The 16,664-nt window shown below is 66.9% G+C and carries 16 protein-coding genes; 9 read left to right on the top strand and 7 right to left on the bottom strand.

Annotated features, from left to right (window positions below):
* Positions 1-5 precede the first annotated feature (5 nt).
* On the bottom strand, positions 6-737 hold the full coding sequence (locus ACK4HJ_RS07415; RefSeq protein WP_409829387.1) for a helix-turn-helix domain-containing protein: 732 nt from the start codon (positions 735-737) through the stop codon (positions 6-8).
* A 132-nt stretch (positions 738-869) separates the two neighbouring features.
* Between ACK4HJ_RS07415 and ACK4HJ_RS07410 the strand changes: the two genes are divergently transcribed.
* The 3 genes from ACK4HJ_RS07410 (at position 870) to ACK4HJ_RS07400 (ending at position 4,873) form a co-directional block, all read left to right on the top strand.
* Positions 870-1,805 (top strand): hypothetical protein, encoded by a 936-nt coding sequence (locus tag ACK4HJ_RS07410; RefSeq protein WP_409829384.1) that lies wholly within the window; start codon positions 870-872, stop codon positions 1,803-1,805.
* Between the two features lie 32 nt (positions 1,806-1,837).
* Positions 1,838-3,796 (top strand): MFS transporter, encoded by a 1,959-nt coding sequence (locus ACK4HJ_RS07405; RefSeq protein WP_409829382.1) that lies wholly within the window; start codon positions 1,838-1,840, stop codon positions 3,794-3,796.
* Between the two features lie 144 nt (positions 3,797-3,940).
* A complete protein-coding gene (locus tag ACK4HJ_RS07400; protein WP_409829379.1) occupies positions 3,941-4,873 on the top strand; it encodes a hypothetical protein in 933 nt (310 codons plus the stop codon).
* Positions 4,874-4,931: 58 nt separating this feature from the next.
* Here the strand turns inward: ACK4HJ_RS07400 and ACK4HJ_RS07395 are convergent, their stop codons facing one another.
* Positions 4,932-5,930, bottom strand: a complete 999-nt coding sequence (locus tag ACK4HJ_RS07395) for a Bug family tripartite tricarboxylate transporter substrate binding protein (protein WP_409829377.1) — start codon at positions 5,928-5,930, stop codon at positions 4,932-4,934.
* 191 nt (positions 5,931-6,121) lie between these two features.
* Positions 6,122-7,138, bottom strand: coding sequence for a 1-aminocyclopropane-1-carboxylate deaminase (locus ACK4HJ_RS07390; protein ID WP_409829374.1), 1,017 nt, complete (start codon positions 7,136-7,138; stop codon positions 6,122-6,124).
* A 163-nt stretch (positions 7,139-7,301) separates the two neighbouring features.
* Between ACK4HJ_RS07390 and ACK4HJ_RS07385 the strand changes: the two genes are divergently transcribed.
* A complete protein-coding gene (locus ACK4HJ_RS07385) occupies positions 7,302-7,817 on the top strand; it encodes an Lrp/AsnC family transcriptional regulator (protein ID WP_409829373.1) in 516 nt (171 codons plus the stop codon).
* 23 nt (positions 7,818-7,840) lie between these two features.
* Here the strand turns inward: ACK4HJ_RS07385 and ACK4HJ_RS07380 are convergent, their stop codons facing one another.
* A complete protein-coding gene (locus tag ACK4HJ_RS07380) occupies positions 7,841-9,022 on the bottom strand; it encodes a saccharopine dehydrogenase family protein (protein ID WP_409829371.1) in 1,182 nt (393 codons plus the stop codon).
* A gap of 251 nt (positions 9,023-9,273) precedes the next feature.
* Between ACK4HJ_RS07380 and ACK4HJ_RS07375 the strand changes: the two genes are divergently transcribed.
* The 4 genes from ACK4HJ_RS07375 to ACK4HJ_RS07360 all read left to right on the top strand — a co-directional run bounded on the left by ACK4HJ_RS07375 (position 9,274) and on the right by ACK4HJ_RS07360 (position 12,526).
* Positions 9,274-9,783: a YiaA/YiaB family inner membrane protein gene (locus tag ACK4HJ_RS07375; RefSeq protein WP_409829368.1), complete on the top strand. Its 510-nt coding sequence runs from the start codon at positions 9,274-9,276 to the stop codon at positions 9,781-9,783.
* Positions 9,784-9,906: 123 nt separating this feature from the next.
* Positions 9,907-10,365: a hypothetical protein gene (locus ACK4HJ_RS07370; RefSeq protein ID WP_409829365.1), complete on the top strand. Its 459-nt coding sequence runs from the start codon at positions 9,907-9,909 to the stop codon at positions 10,363-10,365.
* A gap of 137 nt (positions 10,366-10,502) precedes the next feature.
* Positions 10,503-11,309 carry a DUF2145 domain-containing protein gene (locus ACK4HJ_RS07365; protein WP_409829722.1) on the top strand — a complete coding sequence of 269 codons (807 nt, stop codon included), beginning with the start codon at positions 10,503-10,505 and terminating at the stop codon, positions 11,307-11,309.
* Between the two features lie 158 nt (positions 11,310-11,467).
* A complete protein-coding gene (locus tag ACK4HJ_RS07360) occupies positions 11,468-12,526 on the top strand; it encodes a serine endopeptidase (RefSeq protein WP_409829364.1) in 1,059 nt (352 codons plus the stop codon).
* Between the two features lie 40 nt (positions 12,527-12,566).
* Here ACK4HJ_RS07360 and ACK4HJ_RS07355 read toward each other — a convergent pair whose 3' ends face one another.
* The 3 genes from ACK4HJ_RS07355 to tgt all read right to left on the bottom strand — a co-directional run bounded on the left by ACK4HJ_RS07355 (position 12,567) and on the right by tgt (position 16,062).
* Complete coding sequence (locus ACK4HJ_RS07355) at positions 12,567-13,967, bottom strand: diguanylate cyclase domain-containing protein (RefSeq protein ID WP_409829361.1); 1,401 nt, start codon at positions 13,965-13,967, stop codon at positions 12,567-12,569.
* A 178-nt stretch (positions 13,968-14,145) separates the two neighbouring features.
* Entirely contained in the window at positions 14,146-14,715 is a 570-nt protein-coding gene (locus tag ACK4HJ_RS07350) for a LuxR C-terminal-related transcriptional regulator (RefSeq protein WP_409829358.1), read from the bottom strand.
* Positions 14,716-14,889: 174 nt separating this feature from the next.
* Positions 14,890-16,062: a tRNA guanosine(34) transglycosylase Tgt gene (gene tgt / locus ACK4HJ_RS07345; RefSeq protein ID WP_409829355.1), complete on the bottom strand. Its 1,173-nt coding sequence runs from the start codon at positions 16,060-16,062 to the stop codon at positions 14,890-14,892.
* A 113-nt stretch (positions 16,063-16,175) separates the two neighbouring features.
* Between tgt and ACK4HJ_RS07340 the strand changes: the two genes are divergently transcribed.
* Entirely contained in the window at positions 16,176-16,655 is a 480-nt protein-coding gene (locus tag ACK4HJ_RS07340) for a universal stress protein (protein WP_409829353.1), read from the top strand.
* The last annotated feature ends 9 nt before the right edge of the window (positions 16,656-16,664 follow it).

Below are 16,664 nucleotides of genomic sequence, written 5' to 3'. Positions count from 1 at the left end.
TAGCATCAGCGGCGCATCTGCGAAAACGCTTCGAACTCCCAGCTGCGCATGGCCAGCAGCAGGGTGTAGCCCTCGCGCTCCCTCTCGGGCAGCTTCTGGTCGGCCAGGTGCTGCTGGGCAAAGTCCTGGGCCACGCGCTGCATGCGCTCCATGAAGGCAGGCGCCAGGCTGCGGCTGATGTTGCCGTGCACCAGCAGCACGCCTTCGCCCGCGCCGTCAAAACCTCCGGCAAAGTAGTCCAGCAGCGCGTGCTCGCGGAAGTAGTTCATCACCGGCCCGTGCGGACGCCAGCGGAAGGTCTTGGCCAGCTTCAATCGGTACCGGTTGAGTGGGCGTAGCTCGATGATGCCGATGCGGTCGAGCTGCGCCAGGTACTTGATGCCCTCGGCCTCGGTGAGCCGGTAGTTGGCGTTTACCTGCTCCAGCGTCCACTGGCTCAGCACGCAAATCGCCATCAGCAGCAGCTTCTTGTCGCCCACCACGGCTTTTTCCTGCTCCTGGCTCAGTTCCTTGAGCAGCGGCTGCGCATCGGCCACGCGCCGTGCCAAGTCGGCAAAGTCCAGCGCAAGCGCGCGGCAGATTGCGTCGATGCGCGACAGTGGCATGTCGCCCTTGGCCAGCATGCGCTTGACGCTGGACTCCGCCATGCCCAGGGCCTGCGCCAGGTCGGCATAAGTCATCTGCGCGTTCTTGAGTTCCTTTTTCAGGGCGGCAACGAGGTCGGCGGTGGTGCTCATGGGTATCGATTATCGATACCCCAGGTGTGCAGGGTTGCGCCTGAGGCGACTTTTGCTGGAGCAGGGGGGTGGGGATTCGCACACTGCGCCGCACCCGGCCCTTTTGCAGCCGGGACCAAGGAGCTTTCATCCATGCATCCTCCCAGCCTGATTTCCGCCCCCGCGCCGCGGCCGCACGTGGCGCGCGCCGAGTGGGCCCTGCTGCTGGCAGCCGCCGCGCTGCTGGCACTGGCCGTGGGCGGCCCGCCATTGCCGGGCAGCCTGCACCAGCATGCGTTTGCCGATCACCGCACCCTGTGGGGCCTGCCCTGCGCGCTGGACGTGCTGAGCAACCTGCCGTTTGCCGTGGCGGGCTTGTGGGGGCTGGTGCTGCTGCACCGCGTGCCTGCCGCCGGTGGCCAGCAGGCGCCGCAGCCGCCCCAGCCCCACCTCGATGGTGTGTCGCGCGCGCTGGCCGCGCTGTTCTTTGGCGGCCTGGTGTGCACCGCCGCGGGCTCCGCGCTGTACCACCTGCGGCCGGACGACGCGGGCCTGCTGTGGGACCGGCTGGGCATGGTGCTGCCGTTTGCGGGCCTGCTGGGCCTGGCCGCGCACAGCCGCGTCAGCGCCCGCGCCGGCCTGGCCGCCGCCGCCGTGGTGCTGGCAGGCGGTGCGGCGGCTGTGCTGTGGTGGGCCCGCACAGGCCACCTGCTGCCCTGGGCCGTGGTGCAGCTGGGGGGCATGCTGGTGGTGCTGGCGCTGGCCGCGCTGCCGCGCCGCGCGGGCACGCTGGCACCGCACCTGGGTGTGGTGATTGGGCTGTATGGAGCGGCCAAACTGTTTGAGGCGGCCGACCATGCGGTGTTTGAAGCCACCGCGCAATGGCTGTCGGGCCACAGCATCAAGCACGTGCTGGCTGCGGCGGCTGCGTGGCCGGTGTTGCAGGCACTGTCGGCCTGGGCCCCACGCGGCACGGTTTCCGGTGTCGCCCCGGCCGCCCCACCTGCTACTCCGTTTGTCACGACATCCGGGCAGAATGACGCCCACACCGTGAGGGCGGCGGCCCGCAGCCAGGGTCCTACGGCTTGATTGAACAGACCAAAGAAAACGAGGAGAAACGCATGCAACCCGACTCTGCCGCTGCACGCGCACAAACAGCACCCGTGCAGGGCCCGCAGGCCACGCACGAAGATCCCAACCAGTTCGCCCTGCTGCGCCAGCGGCGCTTTGCACCCTTCTTCTGGACGCAGTTCTCCGGCGCGGCCAACGACAACCTGTTCAAGTTCGCGCTCACCGTGATGGTGACCTACCAACTCAGCGTGTCGTGGCTGCCATCCGAGATGGCGGGGCTGGTGATCGGCGCGGTGTTCATCCTGCCCTTTGTGCTGTTCTCGGCCACCAGCGGCCAGCTGGCCGACAAGTACGACAAGAAGCGGCTCATCCGCTTCTTGAAGCGGCTGGAGATCGGCATCATGGTGCTGGCGGCGTGGGGCTTCTTCAACGCCAATGTGCCGGTGTTGTTGGTATGCGTGTTTCTCATGGGCCTGCAGTCCACGGTGTTCGGTCCGGTCAAGTTTGCCTACATGCCGCAGGTGCTCAGCGAGCGTGAACTCACGGGCGGCAACGGCATGGTGGAGATGGGCACCTTCGTGGCCATCCTGCTGGGCAACGTGGCGGGCGGGCTGATCATTGCCGTGCCCGAAATCGGCGCGCACCATGTGGGCTTTGCCTGCGTGGGCATGGCCATCCTGGGGCGCATCGCGGCCGAGTACATCCCCACCGTGCCCAGCACCGACCCGGGGCTCACCATCAACTGGAACCCCTTCACCGAAACCTGGCGCAACCTGAAGCTCGCGCACGAGAACATCGTGGTGTTCCGCTCGCTCCTGGGCATCAGCTGGATGTGGTTCTTCGGCGCGGTGTTCTTGAGCCAGTTCCCGAGCCTTGCCAAGGACGTGTTGCACGGGAACGAGCAGGTGGCGTCGCTGCTGCTGGTGGTGTTCTCGGTGGGCATTGGCATTGGCTCGCTGCTGTGCGAGGTGCTCTCGCGCCGGCATGTGGAGATCGGCCTCGTGCCGCTGGGTGCCATCGGCATGAGTGTGTTCTCCATCGATCTGTACTTCGCTTCGCGCAGCTTGCCGCCGGCCGAGATGATGGGCGTGTCCGCCTTCCTGGCGTACAGCGCGCACTGGCGCGTGATGCTGGACCTGGGCCTGCTCAGCCTGTTCGCGGGCCTGTACAGCGTGCCCATGTATGCGCTGATCCAGATGCGCAGCCAGCCCACGCACCGCGCACGCATCATTGCCGCCAACAACATCCTGAACGCGCTGTTCATGATTGCCAGCTCGCTGCTGGCGGGCGCGCTGCTGGCCGCGGGCTTCACCGTGCCGCAGATCTTCCTGTTCACCGGCATCGCCAATGCCATTGTGGCGTTCTACATCTTCATGCTGGTGCCCGAGTACATGCTGCGGTTTGTTGCGTGGATGTCCTCACGCTTCGTGTACCGCTTCAAGGTGCAGGGTGACGAGAATCTGCCCGCCCAGGGCGCGGCCATCCTGGCCTGCAACCACGTGAGCTTTGTCGATGCCGTGCTGCTCATGGCCGCCAGCCCGCGCCCCATCTACTTCGTGATGGACCACCGCATCTTCCGCGTGCCGGTGCTGGGCTGGCTGTTCCGCCTGGCCAAGGCGATTCCCATCGCGCCCTACAAGGAAGACCCGGCCACCTACGAAGCCGCGTTCGAGCGCGCCGCCCAGGTGCTGCGCGAAGGCGACCTGCTGGCGATCTTTCCTGAAGGCGGCATCACCAAGGACGGGCAGCTGCAGGAGTTCAAGGGCGGCATCATGAAGATCATCGAGCGCGCCCGGGCCGAGGGCATCGAGGCGCCGGTGATCCCCATGGCGCTGACCAACCTGTGGGGCTCGTACTTCAGCCGCATCGAAAAGGGTGGGGCCATGGTGCGGCCCTTCCGCCGCGGCATGTTCAGCCGCGTGGGCTTGAACGTGGGCCACCCCGTGGCCCCTGCGGAAGTGCAGCCCACGCTGCTGCGCGAAAAGGTGCGCACATTGTTGGCGGCGTAGGGTGATTCGTCGGCGCGCCGCTGTGGGGCCAATCCGCGCGGCGCAACGTTCCCCTGTCCGACACCACATTGCGCGCTGTGGGGTTACGGTGGCGGCTCCGGCGGTGCGTTGCGCACCGCGTCACCCACTGAAAGGAGACTGCCCATGGCCTATAGCATCACCCAGGCCCGCCCCCTTCTGAACGCCGCCGAGCTGGAGCTTTTTGACCAAAGCCGCGCCGCACCCATCAAAAGCCTCACGCTGGCGCGGCTGCGCACCAAGGTAACTCGGGTGCGCGCGCTGCGTGACAAGTACCGCGACCTTTTCCGCCGCCAGACCGTCGCCGTGCGCAAGGCTCCGGCCACCAAGGGCCGGTCCCCGGTCGGCGCCGACAACGAGCGCACCCAGCGCAAGGCCGACATCCTGCAGGAGGTGCTGGACCGGTTTGAAGCCCGCATCTCGCAGCTGGATGCACAAGAAGCACGTGGCGCGGCAGAGGCTGCTTCTGCCAAAGCCGCCGCAAAGCGTCCAAAGGCCGGCTCTTCGTCATCCCCCCGCAAGACGACTGCGGACCGCAGTGGCGCGACCACCGCTAACGTCGCCGCTAAAAAGTCCGCAGCAGCAAAAAAGTCTGTTGCAAGCAAGAAGCCTGCAGCGGTGAAGAAGCCCACGCGCGCCGCCAGCGCTGGGGATTCGGACGGGGCGGGCAAGGGCAAGGCCGCGCCCGCGGGCAGGGGCTCTCGCGCCAAGTCCAACGCAGCAGCGCCGGTCGCGGCTCCCGCTGCGCGCACCCCGCGCGCTGTTCCCTCTGCCAAGACGAAGGCCACGGTGACCGCCCTGCCACCCGCGGCCCCCGTGCTTCAGCCCGTGCTGGCCGAGGTGCTCAACCAGCACGCCACCCGCTCGCCCAAGGCCCCCTCAGACATGGCGCCCACCGCCAACGGCAAAGCACAGGCGCCTCAGCCGCCGGCGCCTATCAGCATTGTCCCGGCAGCTTTGCGGGGCAACCCACTCAAGCAGGCGCCGGGGCAGATTGCCATTCACGCCCACCAGGGGTCCAGCGTGCGCAGGGCGCAAGGCAAGCGCGACAGCCGCTGAGGCGGTTCTGTCCGTGCCACCGCGCGCTGCTCGCACACGCGGCGCGCGGTCTTTGCATTCACTCCGCGCGGATGTTCGCGCGCTGCGCAATCGCGCGCATGCGTGGCAGTTCGTCTTCGATCTGCGCCTGCACTGCGTCGCCCGGTGCGTGCGCCTGCTCCAGGCCGCTCGCTATGAGCTTGCTGCGAATCTCGGCGTCGGCCATGGTCTCGGCAAGCGCTTTTCCGAGCTTGGCCTTTGCGTCGGCCGGCAGCCCGCGCGGCGCCACCACCGCCAGCCAGGAGTCCGCTGCAAAACCCGCATAGCCGCTTTCTGCCACGGTAGGCACGTCGGGCAACTGCGCGGCGCGCGTGGCGCCGGTGACTACGATGGGTTTGACCTTGCCGCCTTTGAGCTGGGGCAGCGCCGCCGCCACCGTATCGATGGTGAACGGGATCTGCCCGCCGATCAGATCGCTCACGGCCGGCGCGCTGCCCCGGTACGGCACGTGCATCAGCTTGATGCCTGCTGCAGACCACATCAGCTCCGCCGCAAAGTGGCCTGTCGTGCCCGCGCCGAAGGAGCCGTACACATACTTGTCCGGCGCGCGGGTCACGGCCGCGGTCAGCTGCTTCAGGTTGTTGACCGGAACGTCGGGATGCGCCAGCAGGATCAGTGGCACGCGCGCCACCATGCCGATGGGTTCGTAGCTTTTCACCGGGTCGTACGGCAGCTTGTTGTTGAGCGCGGGATTCACCGTGAAGGTTGAGCCCGAGCTGATCAGCAGCGTGTAGCCGTCCGCTGGTGCACTGGCGACGTAGGACGCACCCACAATGGTGCCGGCCCCTGCCTTGTTCTCGATCACCACCGCCTGGCCCAGGCGCTCACCCAGCTTCTTGCTGATCAGCCGGCCCACGATGTCCACCGCCCCGCCGGGCGGGAACGGCACCACCAGTTGAACGGGCTTGGCAGGGTAGCCATCGGCGTGCGCCGTGGCCGCCCCTCCCAGACCCCAGGCAGCCACTGCGGCCACGGCCAGCATGACGCTCATGCGCCGGTTGGGTTGCAAGCACTTCATGGGGCGATCCTTCCGTTGGGAATTGGTCACGCAGCGTGGTGGCTGCGGGGAGGCGATTGGAAAGCGCGCTCAGAAGGTGTGAATGAATCCGGCCTGCTCGGGCATGGTGGGGACGTTCACATCCTTCTCAGATCAGAGACAGCCCCGCCAGCCGAAGAAGGCGCTGCTGCTCCGTCTCCTCGCCCGGCGCGTCAGCCGTTGCGAAAAAGAAAGCTGTAGGCGTTGAGCGCCGGCACCCCTCCCAGGTGCGCATACAGCACGCGGGAGCCTTCGGGGAATTCGCCCTTGCGCACCATGTCGATCATCCCGTGCATGGACTTGCCCTCGTACACCGGGTCGGTCAGCATGCCCTCCTGGCGCGCGCACAGGCGAATGGCCTCCAGCGTGCCCTCGTTGGGCAGGCCGTATTCGAGGCCGCCGTAGCGCGTGTCCAGCACCACATCCTCGGCCGTGATCTCCTGTCCCAGCTCGACGAGCTTTGCAGTGTTCTGGGCAATGCGCAGGATCTGCGCATGGGTCTTCTCGGGCTTGGCCGATGCGTCGATGCCGATCACCTTGCGCGCCCGGCCGTCGGCCGCAAAACCCACCACCATGCCGGCCTGCGTGCTGCCCGTGACCGAGCACACGACGATGTAGTCAAACTGGAAACCCAATTCTTTTTCCTGTTGCCGCACCTCTTCGGCAAAGCCCACAAAGCCCAGGCCGCCGTACGGGTGCTCCGAGCAGCCTGCAGGGATGGGAAAGGGCTTGCCGCCCGCCTTCTTCACGTCGTCCATGGCCTGCTCCCAGCTGGGGCGGATGCCGATGTCGAAGCCCGCGGCGTCCAGGCGCACGTCGGCGCCCATGATGCGGCTCATCTCGATGTTGCCCACGCGGTCGTACACCGCGTCGGAGTAGTTCACCCAGTTCTCCTGCACCAGCACGCACTTCATGCCCAGGTGCGCGGCCACGGCAGCCACCTGGCGCGTCTGGTTGGACTGGATGCCGCCGATGGACACCAGCGTGTCGTAGCCGCCTGCAATGGCTTCGGGGATGAGGTATTCGAGCTTGCGCGTCTTGTTGCCGCCAAAGGCCAGGCCCGAGTTGCAGTCCTCACGCTTGGCATACAGGTGCACCTTGCCGCCCAGGTGGGCCGACAGCCGCTTGAGCGGCGTGATCGGCGAGGGGCCAAAGGTGAGGGGGTGGCGGGCAAATTTTTGCAGGTTCATGGTGGTGTTCCGGTCGATGAAGGGGGGGAGCGCAAGCGCGGGGCTTGCAATGCCTTCATCGTAGAAAAACACGGCCATCAAGTGGTTGCAAAAATGGTAGAAATTTCAGTGTATAAGTTCTCTGAAAGAGAATGGATGCCAAAATTATTTCTTCATAACAAATATGTGCGCAACAAAAGTTCGTTCCAAGAATGCACCCCAGCCCGATGTTTCCGCCGAGCTGGACCGCACCGACAAGGCCATCCTGCGGCAACTGCAGCGCGACGCGTCGCTGTCCAACGTCGCGCTGGCCGAGAAGGTGCATCTGAGCCCGCCCGCCTGCCTGCGCCGCGTGGAGCGCCTGCGGCGCCAGGGGCTCATCGACAAGGTGGTGGCGCTGCTCAACCCCCAGGCCGTGGGCGCGGGCATGCTGGTCATGATTGGCGTGGTGCTGGACCGCTCCACGCCCGAGTCGTTTGCCGAGTTTGAAAAGGCGGCGGCCAAGGTGTCGGGCTGCATGGAATGCCATGTGGTCACCGGCGAGTTCGACTACTTCATGCTGGTGCGCACGCGCGACAACGATAGCTTCAACCGCTTGCACGCCGAGCAGTTGCTCTACCTGCCGGGGGTGCGGCAGGTGCGCTCGTTCATGGTGCTGCGCAATGTGTTGTCGACGACGGAGCTGCCGCTGGCGCTGTAGAGCGCGCCGGTCAAAGCGCGCTTTTATTCCACGGCAAAGCTCAACCCGGCATTTGCCTGCAGCCGCGCAATCAGCCTGTCACCCAGCGCGGGCGCGGTGGTCCAGATGCCACCTGCCGTGTCGGTGGCCTCCAGCAGAAGGCACACCGCTGCCTCGGCGATCATTTTGGATGTGGAGCCATAGCCTGGGTCGCGGTCGCCCTTCACCCCAACGCGCAGGGTGTTGCCTGCGTCGTCTGTGCCCAAAAACAGCACGTCGTAAAAGCCGTTCTCGCGTTCCTCGCGCGAAGGGCCTTCGCCCGGCTTGGGGCCTTTGTCCGAGCCCAGCGACTTGTCGGCCGCCACCGCATTGGCGATGGCCTCGCCCTTCTCGCCAGGGCCGGTGATGAGCATTTCGTCGTACACAAAGTCGGTGCCGTAGGCGTGTTGCAGCAGGAAGTTGGACCGGTGCACGTTGCGGGTGTTGATGGCCGCCATCACGAACGGCGCGACCCAGACGCCATCACCGAGGGCCTCGTCCACCATGGGCTTGTTGCCCGAGGGCTGGCGCGGGCCTTCAAACCCGGGGGTCAGCGAGAAGGGGTTCTTCAGCAAGTCCAGCACACCGGGCTGGGTCGCAGCGGCCGCCATGGTGGCCTTGAGACTGGCGGCGGTACCGCCCGAGAAGGTGCCCTTCATCTTGCGCACCCGGCCGCGCACGCGCGGGGCGGGGTGGCCGAAGCGGTGGCGGAACTCCTTTTGCAGCAGGAACACGCCCAGGTCGAACGGAATGGAGTCGAACCCGCACGAGAACACGATCCGCGCGCCGCTGGCCTTGGCCGCAGCTTCGTGCGCGTCGATCATCTGGCGCATCCAGGCGGGCTCGCCGCACAGGTCCACATAGTCCACCCCGGCCTTGGCGCAGGCGGCGACGAGTTCGTTGCCATACAGCTGGTAGGGGCCCACGGTGGTCAGCACCAGGCGTGTGGCGTCCATCAGTGCCTGCAGGCTGGCGGGGTTGTGGGTGTCGGTCACGACCAGCGGAGTGTCGGCCGGGGCACCCAGCTCGTCGCGCACGGCGGCGAGCTTGTCGGCATTGCGGCCTCCCATGGCCCAGCGCAGGCCGCTGCCCGCGGGGTAGCGTTGCAGCAGGTACTCGACCACCAGACGGCCGGTGAAGCCGGTGGCGCCGTGGACGACGAGGTCAAAGGGTTTCTGGGTGCTCATAGAGGTGTCTCGGTGCGGGCAATAAATGGGGCGATGGGCGGGATTGTGGGAGACAAGCGCAGTGGTGTCTGTCGCGCACGTGCGGTCGTTCTGCGCTGCATGGGGGTGCTGATGGCGCGGAAAGTATCGAATGGCGATACCGTTGAGCCGGTTCTTTGCCACTGCGCCACTGTGATCCAGACGGCAAGACGGCGGGCGCCGACCATTCGCTCCGTGTTCAACCACGGGCCTGTGTGGCCCACCCCTTCGATATGTCATCCCACCCTTCCTTCATCGTTCAGCGTGACACCCGGGCCTGGCAGCTGCAGGTGTGGGTCTCATTCGGCATCGCCGTATTTCTGTGCGCGGTAGGGTTGGCCTGGCTGCCAGGCGCGCAATTGGAGCAGGCGTTCATGGTGATGGGTTATGTGTTCTGCCTGTCGGCCGCGTTTGTGCTGGCCAAGTTTGTGCGGGACAACGAAAGCGCTTCGCGCCGAGGGGGTGGCGACACCCCTCTGTGGAAGCTGGTGGTGTGGGGCGGCTTTGCAGTGGCCATGGGCCTCACGGGCTGGGGCCTGCTGGGCATGGAGATCAACAGCACCTACAAGGCCTTTCTCGGCGTGAGCTGGCTGTACCTGATCACCACCGCCTTTACGCTGGCCAAGATGCTGCGCGACCGCCACGAGGCGGACCTGGCCGAAGCCCGACTGCAGGGCCGCCGCGAAGCTGCCGCTACCGCATCGTCCGCCAACGCGGCAACGTCTGGTAACAACCTGCCGTGAGGTTTGGGCGTGCGCCGGACTGCGATGGCGGATGCTCGCGGGTTTGCAGTGAACAAGTAAAGAACCAAAGAACCGGTGCTACGCCCGATGCGGGCAGCACTTTATCGAGAGGAGTGAAAAACCATGAAGACGCATTGTTCGAAGATCTTGGGCCTGGCGCTGGCTGCCGGCCTGCTCTGCGCAGTGGCCACCGCGCCCGCCCGAGCGCAAAGTGAGGCTTCGGCCGCGCTGTCGATGTTGCCGGTGGCCTCGGTGGTGGGCACTGCAGCCGTCGCATCTACTGCGGCGGGTGCCGTGGTGGCGGTCCCGGCGGCATTGTCGGTGGCGGGGGCGGTGCTCACCGTCAAGACAGTGGAAGCCTCGGCCGTGGGCACGGTGTACCTGCTGGAGCGCGCATCCGACGGGGCGCAGGTGAGTGTCGAAGTGGCAGGCCGTGGCTTGGGCGCATCGGCCCATGGGGTGGGTACGGTGGTGGCCTGCAGCGTGATCGGCACGGGCGTGGTGCTGTCGGTGGCGGGGGAGGTCATTGCCTTCATCCCCAACGCGGTAGGCCGCGCGCTGCTGCACAACGAGCGTCTTTGAACATGAAGTACATCCCCCTGAGCCGCTCCGCGGCTTCCCCCTTCTCTCTTCGCGCTGCGCGCTCCGGGAAGGGGGACGATGCCCTCGCTGCGGGGCGGCCCTTGCTTGGCATCCCTCGCCTGGGCCGCGCCCCTTGGATGTGCTGCTTGTTCGCCACGCTGGCGGTCGCCGCAGCGTTGACATCCACGCCTACATATGCCGGCCGCTCGTGCGAGCCGCGCAAGACCACGCCCCAGGTGGTGGAGCGCGGCATGAACCTGGCCGAGCAGACCGCTGCGGCGCTGGATGCCGAGCACGCGCGTTCGGGCACCCGGGTGGTGGTGCTGGCCCGTGCGGGGCAGGACCTGTCCAAATACGGGCTGCGCTACTCGCACCTGGGCTGGGCCTACAAGACGGCCGAAGGCCCCTGGCGCGTGGCGCACAAGCTCAACGATTGCGGTACGGCCGTGGGCCACCTGTACCGGCAGGGCCTGGGCGAGTTCTTTCTGGACGACCTGTGGCGCTACGAGGCCGTGTACGCCGTGCCCACGCCAGAAGTGCAGCAGCGCCTGCTGGCCGTGCTGCAGGATGCCGGCCGCACCCGCACGCTGCAACAGCCGGCCTACAGCATGGTCAGCTATGTGTGGGGGCGCAAATACCAGCAGTCCAACCAGTGGGCGCTGGAGACCCTGGCCCTGGCCATGGAGCCCGCCACGGTGCGGTCGCGCGAGCAGGCGCAGGCTTGGCTGCAGTTCAAGGGGTACACACCCACCACGCTCAAGCTCGGGCCGCTCACGCGCATGGGCGGACGGGTCGGGTCGGCCAACATCGCGTTTGACGACCACCCCAGTGACAAGCGGTTCTCGGACCGCATCGAAACCGTGACCGTGGACTCGGTGATGGCCTGGTTGCAGCAGGCTCAACTGGCTGCCCCGCCCGTGGTGTTAGCGCTAAAAAGTAAGTGAAAAAAGCCGCTGGCGCTTGATAGGAAAGCGCTGGAAGCTATAAAAATTGAAGCAAACACCTGGCGATGGGTGCGGGTCGGGCCGCATCCGCCAGCCTGTGGCGGGCGTGCGCGCGGCCGTTCGTTCCGCGCAGCCGCAATTTTTCTGAGGAGAAGACCGTGAGCAAATCCCTGCGTTTGTCCGAAAAATGGTTCCGGCGCGGCTTGTGGCTGGTGGCGCTGGTGTTTGCCGGCTTTCTCATTGGGCTGGGCGGCACCATCGTGGGCGACCTTCCCAAGATGGAGCGTCCGCTGCAGCTGGATGATTTTCTGGACAAGCCCACCGCCGACACCCTGCGTCAGCAGGTGCGCACGGCCCGCCAGGCCGAGCAGGACGCGCAGACCGCATTGGAGCAGGCCCAGCTGCAGCGCAGCAAGGCGTTGAGCGAAAGCCGCACCGCGCGCGACAGCTTCAACAGCTGGTTGGCCACGCGCAGCGTTACCCAGCGTGCCGACCACGACCCCGAAGTGGTGGCGCGCAACCAGGGCTTGGACGCCCTGCGCGTGAACGAGCGCCGGGCACAGCAGGCCGTGGAGCAACAGGAGCAGGCTGCGCTCGACGCACGGCAGGCCGCTGCTGCCGCCGCGCAGCGCCTGGGCCAGCTGGAGTCCGATGGCTACGAGCGCCTGCGCGTCGAGCAGCGCAAGGTGGAGCTGCGCGTGTTCCTGTACCGCCTGGCCCTTACCCTGCCGCTGCTGGCCGTGGCGGGCTGGTTGTTTGTGAAGAAGCGCAAGAGCACCTACTGGCCGTTTGTGTGGGGCTTCATCTTCTTTGCGCTGTTCGCGTTTTTTGTAGAACTCGTGCCCTACCTGCCCAGCTACGGCGGCTACGTGCGCTACGTGGTGGGCATTGCCATCACCGCCCTGGTGGGGCGCTACGCCATCCTGGCGCTCAACCGCTACCTGGAGCGCCAGAAGCTGGCCGAGACCCTGCCCGACCCGGAACGCCGCAAGGAGCTCAGCTACGACGTGGCCCTGGCCCGACTGGCCAAGAGTGTCTGCCCCGGCTGCGAGCGGCCGGTGGATCTGAAGAACGACAAGATCGACTTCTGCCCGCACTGCGGCATCGGCCTGTTCAACCACTGCGGCGCCTGCAGCACCCGCAAGAGCGCCTTTGCACGCTTTTGCCATGCCTGCGGCACAGGCGCCGGCGTGAAGCTCGCGCGCGAAGAGGCCTAGACCGGACCGTCCCTCGGCGGAGCAGCGGGGCCTTCGCCCCTCAGCCCGGCTCCACCCGGTTGCGCCCGTCCGTCTTGGCACGGTACAGGGCGGCGTCGGCGGCCAGCAGCAGGGTGTCGATGTCGGCCTCGCCGCTCATGGAGGCGCTGTGCACCAGGCCGATGCTGACGGTGGCGTGCAGGGGCTCGCCCCGCGGCGTGGAGATGACGGCCTGCTGGGCCACGGCGGTGCGCAGGCGCTCGGCAACGGCCTGGGCTTCAGCGTGCGACACCTCCGGCAGCACCACGCCAAATTCCTCGCCGCCCATGCGGCCCAAGGCGTCCTGCGCGCGCAGGGTGGTGGCCAGCGCCTGGGTGATGGCCACCAGCAGGCGGTCGCCCGTGGCGTGCCCATGCTGGTCGTTCACCTGCTTGAAGTGGTCCACGTCCAGCATCAGCACGGCCACGCCCGAGGTCTCGCGCCCATAGCGCGTGAGCAGGCGCTGCCCCTGGCGCATGAAGGCGCGGCGGGCCAGCACGCCCGTGAGGTCGTCGTGGCGTACCGCGTGGTCCAGACGGCGCAGCGTCTCGGCCCGGGCGGCGCTGGCGCAGGCCACGGCCAGCGGCCCCAGGGCCAGCAGCGTGACGCCCACCCGCAGCGACAGCACGTCGCTGGCATGCGCGGGGGTGAAGTTGAGCACCCCCATGGCCACGCCCGCCATGGTCCACAGGCACACCACCAGCGACAGCAGACAGGCCACGAAGGTGCTGTAGCTCAGCGCGCACCAGAGCAGGCCCGGCACCGCGAATGCCAGCACGCCCGGCCCGCCCACCACGCTGCGGATCGCCTCGGCCAGCAGCAGCGAGCCCACCGGCGCCACGCGCCAGAAAAGCGGCGCGCCGTGCACGGCCGAGGGCGGATCGTCGTCGCGCGGCATGGCCAGCACCACGGGCACGATCAGCATGTAGTTCATGAGTTCGGTGCTGAACCACAGCGAGAGCAGGTCGGTCCAGGGCGAATGGAAGTACACCGGCGCGGCGCCGCTGCCGGCCAGCGCCCCCACCGCACTGGCAGCCAGGGCGGTGAGCAGCAGGTACATGGCCGACACCGTGCGCCGCAGGCGCAGCACGGGTTCGCTCAGCCGACGCAGGATGAGCCAGCCCACCGTGACGCCCAGCAGGTTGGCGCCGTTGAGCCACAGCGCCATGCCCCAGGAGCTGCCAGTGATGAGGTCGGCCGCCACGTAGCCCACGGCCGCCGCACCCCAGGCGGCCGGGCGCGCCAGCGCGGGAAAGCGCACCAGCAAGCCCAGCAGCAGGGCATTGGCGGGCCAGAAGGCGGAAAGAAAGCCGATGGGCCGCGCAAAGATGCCCACCAGACAGGCCGCAAAGATGATCGCCCCCAGGCCCAGCCAGAGCCAGTGCCGTGCGGACGACCGGGGAAGCGCGACGGAAAAGGGCATAGGCAGGCAGCTGCGATGTGAGGGGCCGGTAAAGCACGGCGGAATTGATAGCGATTGTCATCGCGTGCAACTCTTTGCAACCAATTGGGCCTATGCCAAAAAAACATTTGTTGACAATCGCCGCACACCTGCAGCCGATGCCGACGGGGCGGACGGGATGTGAGAGATGCGGCCCGGTTCAGCGACCCAGCAGCAGGGCCACCAGTTCGCCCGTGGTAGTGGCGCCCAGCTTGCGCATGAGCCGGCCCCGGTGGGCCTCCACGGTACGGTGACTGATCTGGAGGTCGCGCGCGATCTGTTTGCTGGTGGCGCCGGTCACGATGTGCTGAGCGATCTCCCGCTCACGCACCGTGAGCGGTGTGCTGACGGGGCGGCGCGGGGAGATGTCTTCAAACATCCACACCGCACGGGCAAACGGGTCGGCGCGGTCCAGCGTGCGGCCCACCACGTGGCACCAGAACAGCGTGCCGTCGCGGCGCCGCATGATCCGCTCGTCGCCGTAGCTGCCGGTGTCCTGCATCGCGGGCAGCCCCCGCTGCCCCGTGTGATCAAATTCATCCAGCGACGGGTACAACGGCGCAAGCGGCTGGCCTAGCAACTCGGCCTGCTCGTAGCCGAACATCTGCGCAAACGCAGGGTTGCAGATCTCGATGGAGCGCTCTCGCGTCACGCACATGCCCACGGGGGACAGATTGAAAGCCAGTTCCAGGGCTTCGTGCAGCGCGGAGGGCAGGGGGGTGGGCGGCATGGGCCGATTCTGCAGCAGCACCACGGCACTGCGGCGCGTGCCTGGCGCTTTCGCTGCAGCGGCTTGCCGGATACGCGGGTGGTCGAGAAATTCCGGTGATTTTGGGTGCTAGCGCTTATCCAGAAAGCGCTAGCAGCTATCAAATTTGGAGCTTTGGGTCGTGCGCGTTGTGGACTACACCCCACGCGCCCGGTCGGCCTTGAACTGCGCGCGGAACTGGCCGAAGGTGCCAGCTTCCAGCGACTCGCGAATCTCGCGCATCAGGTTCAGGTAGTAATGCAGGTTGTGCACGGTGGTGAGCATGGGGCCCAGCATTTCGCCGCAGCGGTCCAGGTGGTGCAGGTAGGCACGGCTGAAGCCGCCGCGCCCGCCCTGGTCCCAGGCCACGCCGTCCTTGCCTGCACAGGCGTGGCAGGTGCAGCTGGTGTCCAGGGGCTGGTGGTCGGTTTTGTGCCGTGCGTTGCGGATCTTGAGGTCTCCATAACGTGTGAAAAGCGTGCCGTTGCGCGCATTGCGCGTGGGCATCACGCAGTCGAACATGTCCACGCCCTGGGCCACGCCTTCCACCAGGTCTTCAGGCGTGCCCACGCCCATCAGGTAGCGGGGCTTGTGCGCGGGCAGGCGGTGCGGCGTGTGGGCCATGATGTCCAGCATTTCGTCCTTGGGCTCGCCCACGCTCACGCCGCCGACGGCGTAGCCAGGGAAGTCCATCTCCACCAGGGCCTCCAGCGATTCCTGGCGCAGGTTCTTGTACATGCCGCCCTGCACGATGCCGAACAGGGCATTGGGGTTGCCCAGCCGCTCGAACTCGGCCTTGGACCGCACCGCCCAGCGGCGGCTCATCTCCATGCTCTTGCGGGCTTCGGCCTCGGTGGTGAGGTGGCCGTTGGTTTCGTACGGCGTGCACTCATCCAGTTGCATCACGATGTCGGAGTTGAGCGTGGTCTGGATCTGCATGCTCACCTCGGGCGACATGAAGAGCTTGTCGCCGTTGACGGGGCTGGCAAAGGTCACGCCTTCTTCGGTGATCTTGCGCATGGCGCCCAAGCTCCACACCTGAAAGCCGCCCGAGTCTGTGAGGATGGGCTTGTCCCATTTTTCAAAGCCGTGCAGGCCGCCAAAGCTCTGCATCACATCCAGGCCGGGGCGCATCCACAGGTGAAAGGTGTTGCCCAGGATGATCTGCGCGCCCATGTCGTGCAGGCTTTGGGGCATGACGCCCTTGACCGTGCCATAGGTGCCCACGGGCATGAAGATGGGGGTCTGCACCACGCCGTGGTTCAGCGTGAGCGTGCCGCGCCGTGCGTGGCTGGTGGGGTCGGTGTGAAGGAGTTCGAACTGCAGCATGATGGGTCGATTGTCCCAGACGCACTACCCTGACCTGGCTCAAGGTTAAGGGTGGGAGCGGGCGGCGCCCGTAGCTACACTGAACCGAGGTACTACTACAAGGAGAACACACCATGCTCAAGATCCTCATCGCCGTGGACGGCTCAGAACTCTCCCTGGACGGTGTGCACCACGCGCTGGCGCTGGTCCGCCAGGGCCTGCGGGCCAGCGTGGTGCTGGCCAACGTGCAGGAGCCCGCCACGCTTTACGAGCTGGTCACCACCCGCGACCCCGACCTGATCGCCGCCGCCAGCCTGGAAGCCGGCGAGCACCTGATGGCCCCCGCGCGCGCGCTGCTGGACGCGGCTGGCGTGGCCTATGAAACCGATGTGGGCGTGGGCGATGTGGCCCACACGTTGGTGGACATGATCGAGCGCTCGGGCTGCGACATGGTCGTCATCGGCGCCAAGGGGCAGGGCGCCATCACCAGCGCACTGCTGGGCTCTGTATCGCAAGAAGTGGCCCACGCGAGCCCCGTGCCCGTGACCATCGTCAAGCATGCCGAGGCGCTGGAGGCGGTGGAAGGGGATCTGGCCGAAGACACCCCGGCCTGAACGCGCCGT

The sequence above is a fragment of the Acidovorax sp. genome (assembly GCF_046294525.1).
In the GTDB taxonomy this organism is placed as follows: domain Bacteria; phylum Pseudomonadota; class Gammaproteobacteria; order Burkholderiales; family Burkholderiaceae_C; genus Acidovorax.
This window is presented reverse-complemented; position numbering and strand designations above follow the sequence as displayed.

Bases quoted from the DNA above. Each gene is read 5' to 3' on its own strand.
- ACK4HJ_RS07355 (WP_409829361.1), bottom strand. From the start codon at position 13,967: ATGCCCTTTTCCGTCGCGCTTCCCCGGTCGTCCGCACGGCACTGGCTC.
- ACK4HJ_RS07350 (WP_409829358.1), bottom strand. From the start codon at position 14,715: ATGCCGCCCACCCCCCTGCCCTCCGCGCTGCACGAAGCCCTGGAACTG.
- ACK4HJ_RS07340 (WP_409829353.1), top strand. From the start codon at position 16,176: ATGCTCAAGATCCTCATCGCCGTGGACGGCTCAGAACTCTCCCTGGAC.
- ACK4HJ_RS07400 (WP_409829379.1), top strand. From the start codon at position 3,941: ATGGCCTATAGCATCACCCAGGCCCGCCCCCTTCTGAACGCCGCCGAG.
- ACK4HJ_RS07380 (WP_409829371.1), bottom strand. From the start codon at position 9,022: ATGAGCACCCAGAAACCCTTTGACCTCGTCGTCCACGGCGCCACCGGC.
- ACK4HJ_RS07415 (WP_409829387.1), bottom strand. From the start codon at position 737: ATGAGCACCACCGCCGACCTCGTTGCCGCCCTGAAAAAGGAACTCAAG.
- ACK4HJ_RS07370 (WP_409829365.1), top strand. From the start codon at position 9,907: ATGAAGACGCATTGTTCGAAGATCTTGGGCCTGGCGCTGGCTGCCGGC.
- ACK4HJ_RS07365 (WP_409829722.1), top strand. From the start codon at position 10,503: ATGTGCTGCTTGTTCGCCACGCTGGCGGTCGCCGCAGCGTTGACATCC.
- ACK4HJ_RS07395 (WP_409829377.1), bottom strand. From the start codon at position 5,930: ATGAAGTGCTTGCAACCCAACCGGCGCATGAGCGTCATGCTGGCCGTG.
- ACK4HJ_RS07410 (WP_409829384.1), top strand. From the start codon at position 870: ATGCATCCTCCCAGCCTGATTTCCGCCCCCGCGCCGCGGCCGCACGTG.
- ACK4HJ_RS07390 (WP_409829374.1), bottom strand. From the start codon at position 7,138: ATGAACCTGCAAAAATTTGCCCGCCACCCCCTCACCTTTGGCCCCTCG.
- ACK4HJ_RS07405 (WP_409829382.1), top strand. From the start codon at position 1,838: ATGCAACCCGACTCTGCCGCTGCACGCGCACAAACAGCACCCGTGCAG.
- ACK4HJ_RS07385 (WP_409829373.1), top strand. From the start codon at position 7,302: ATGTGCGCAACAAAAGTTCGTTCCAAGAATGCACCCCAGCCCGATGTT.
- tgt (WP_409829355.1), bottom strand. From the start codon at position 16,062: ATGCTGCAGTTCGAACTCCTTCACACCGACCCCACCAGCCACGCACGG.
- ACK4HJ_RS07375 (WP_409829368.1), top strand. From the start codon at position 9,274: ATGTCATCCCACCCTTCCTTCATCGTTCAGCGTGACACCCGGGCCTGG.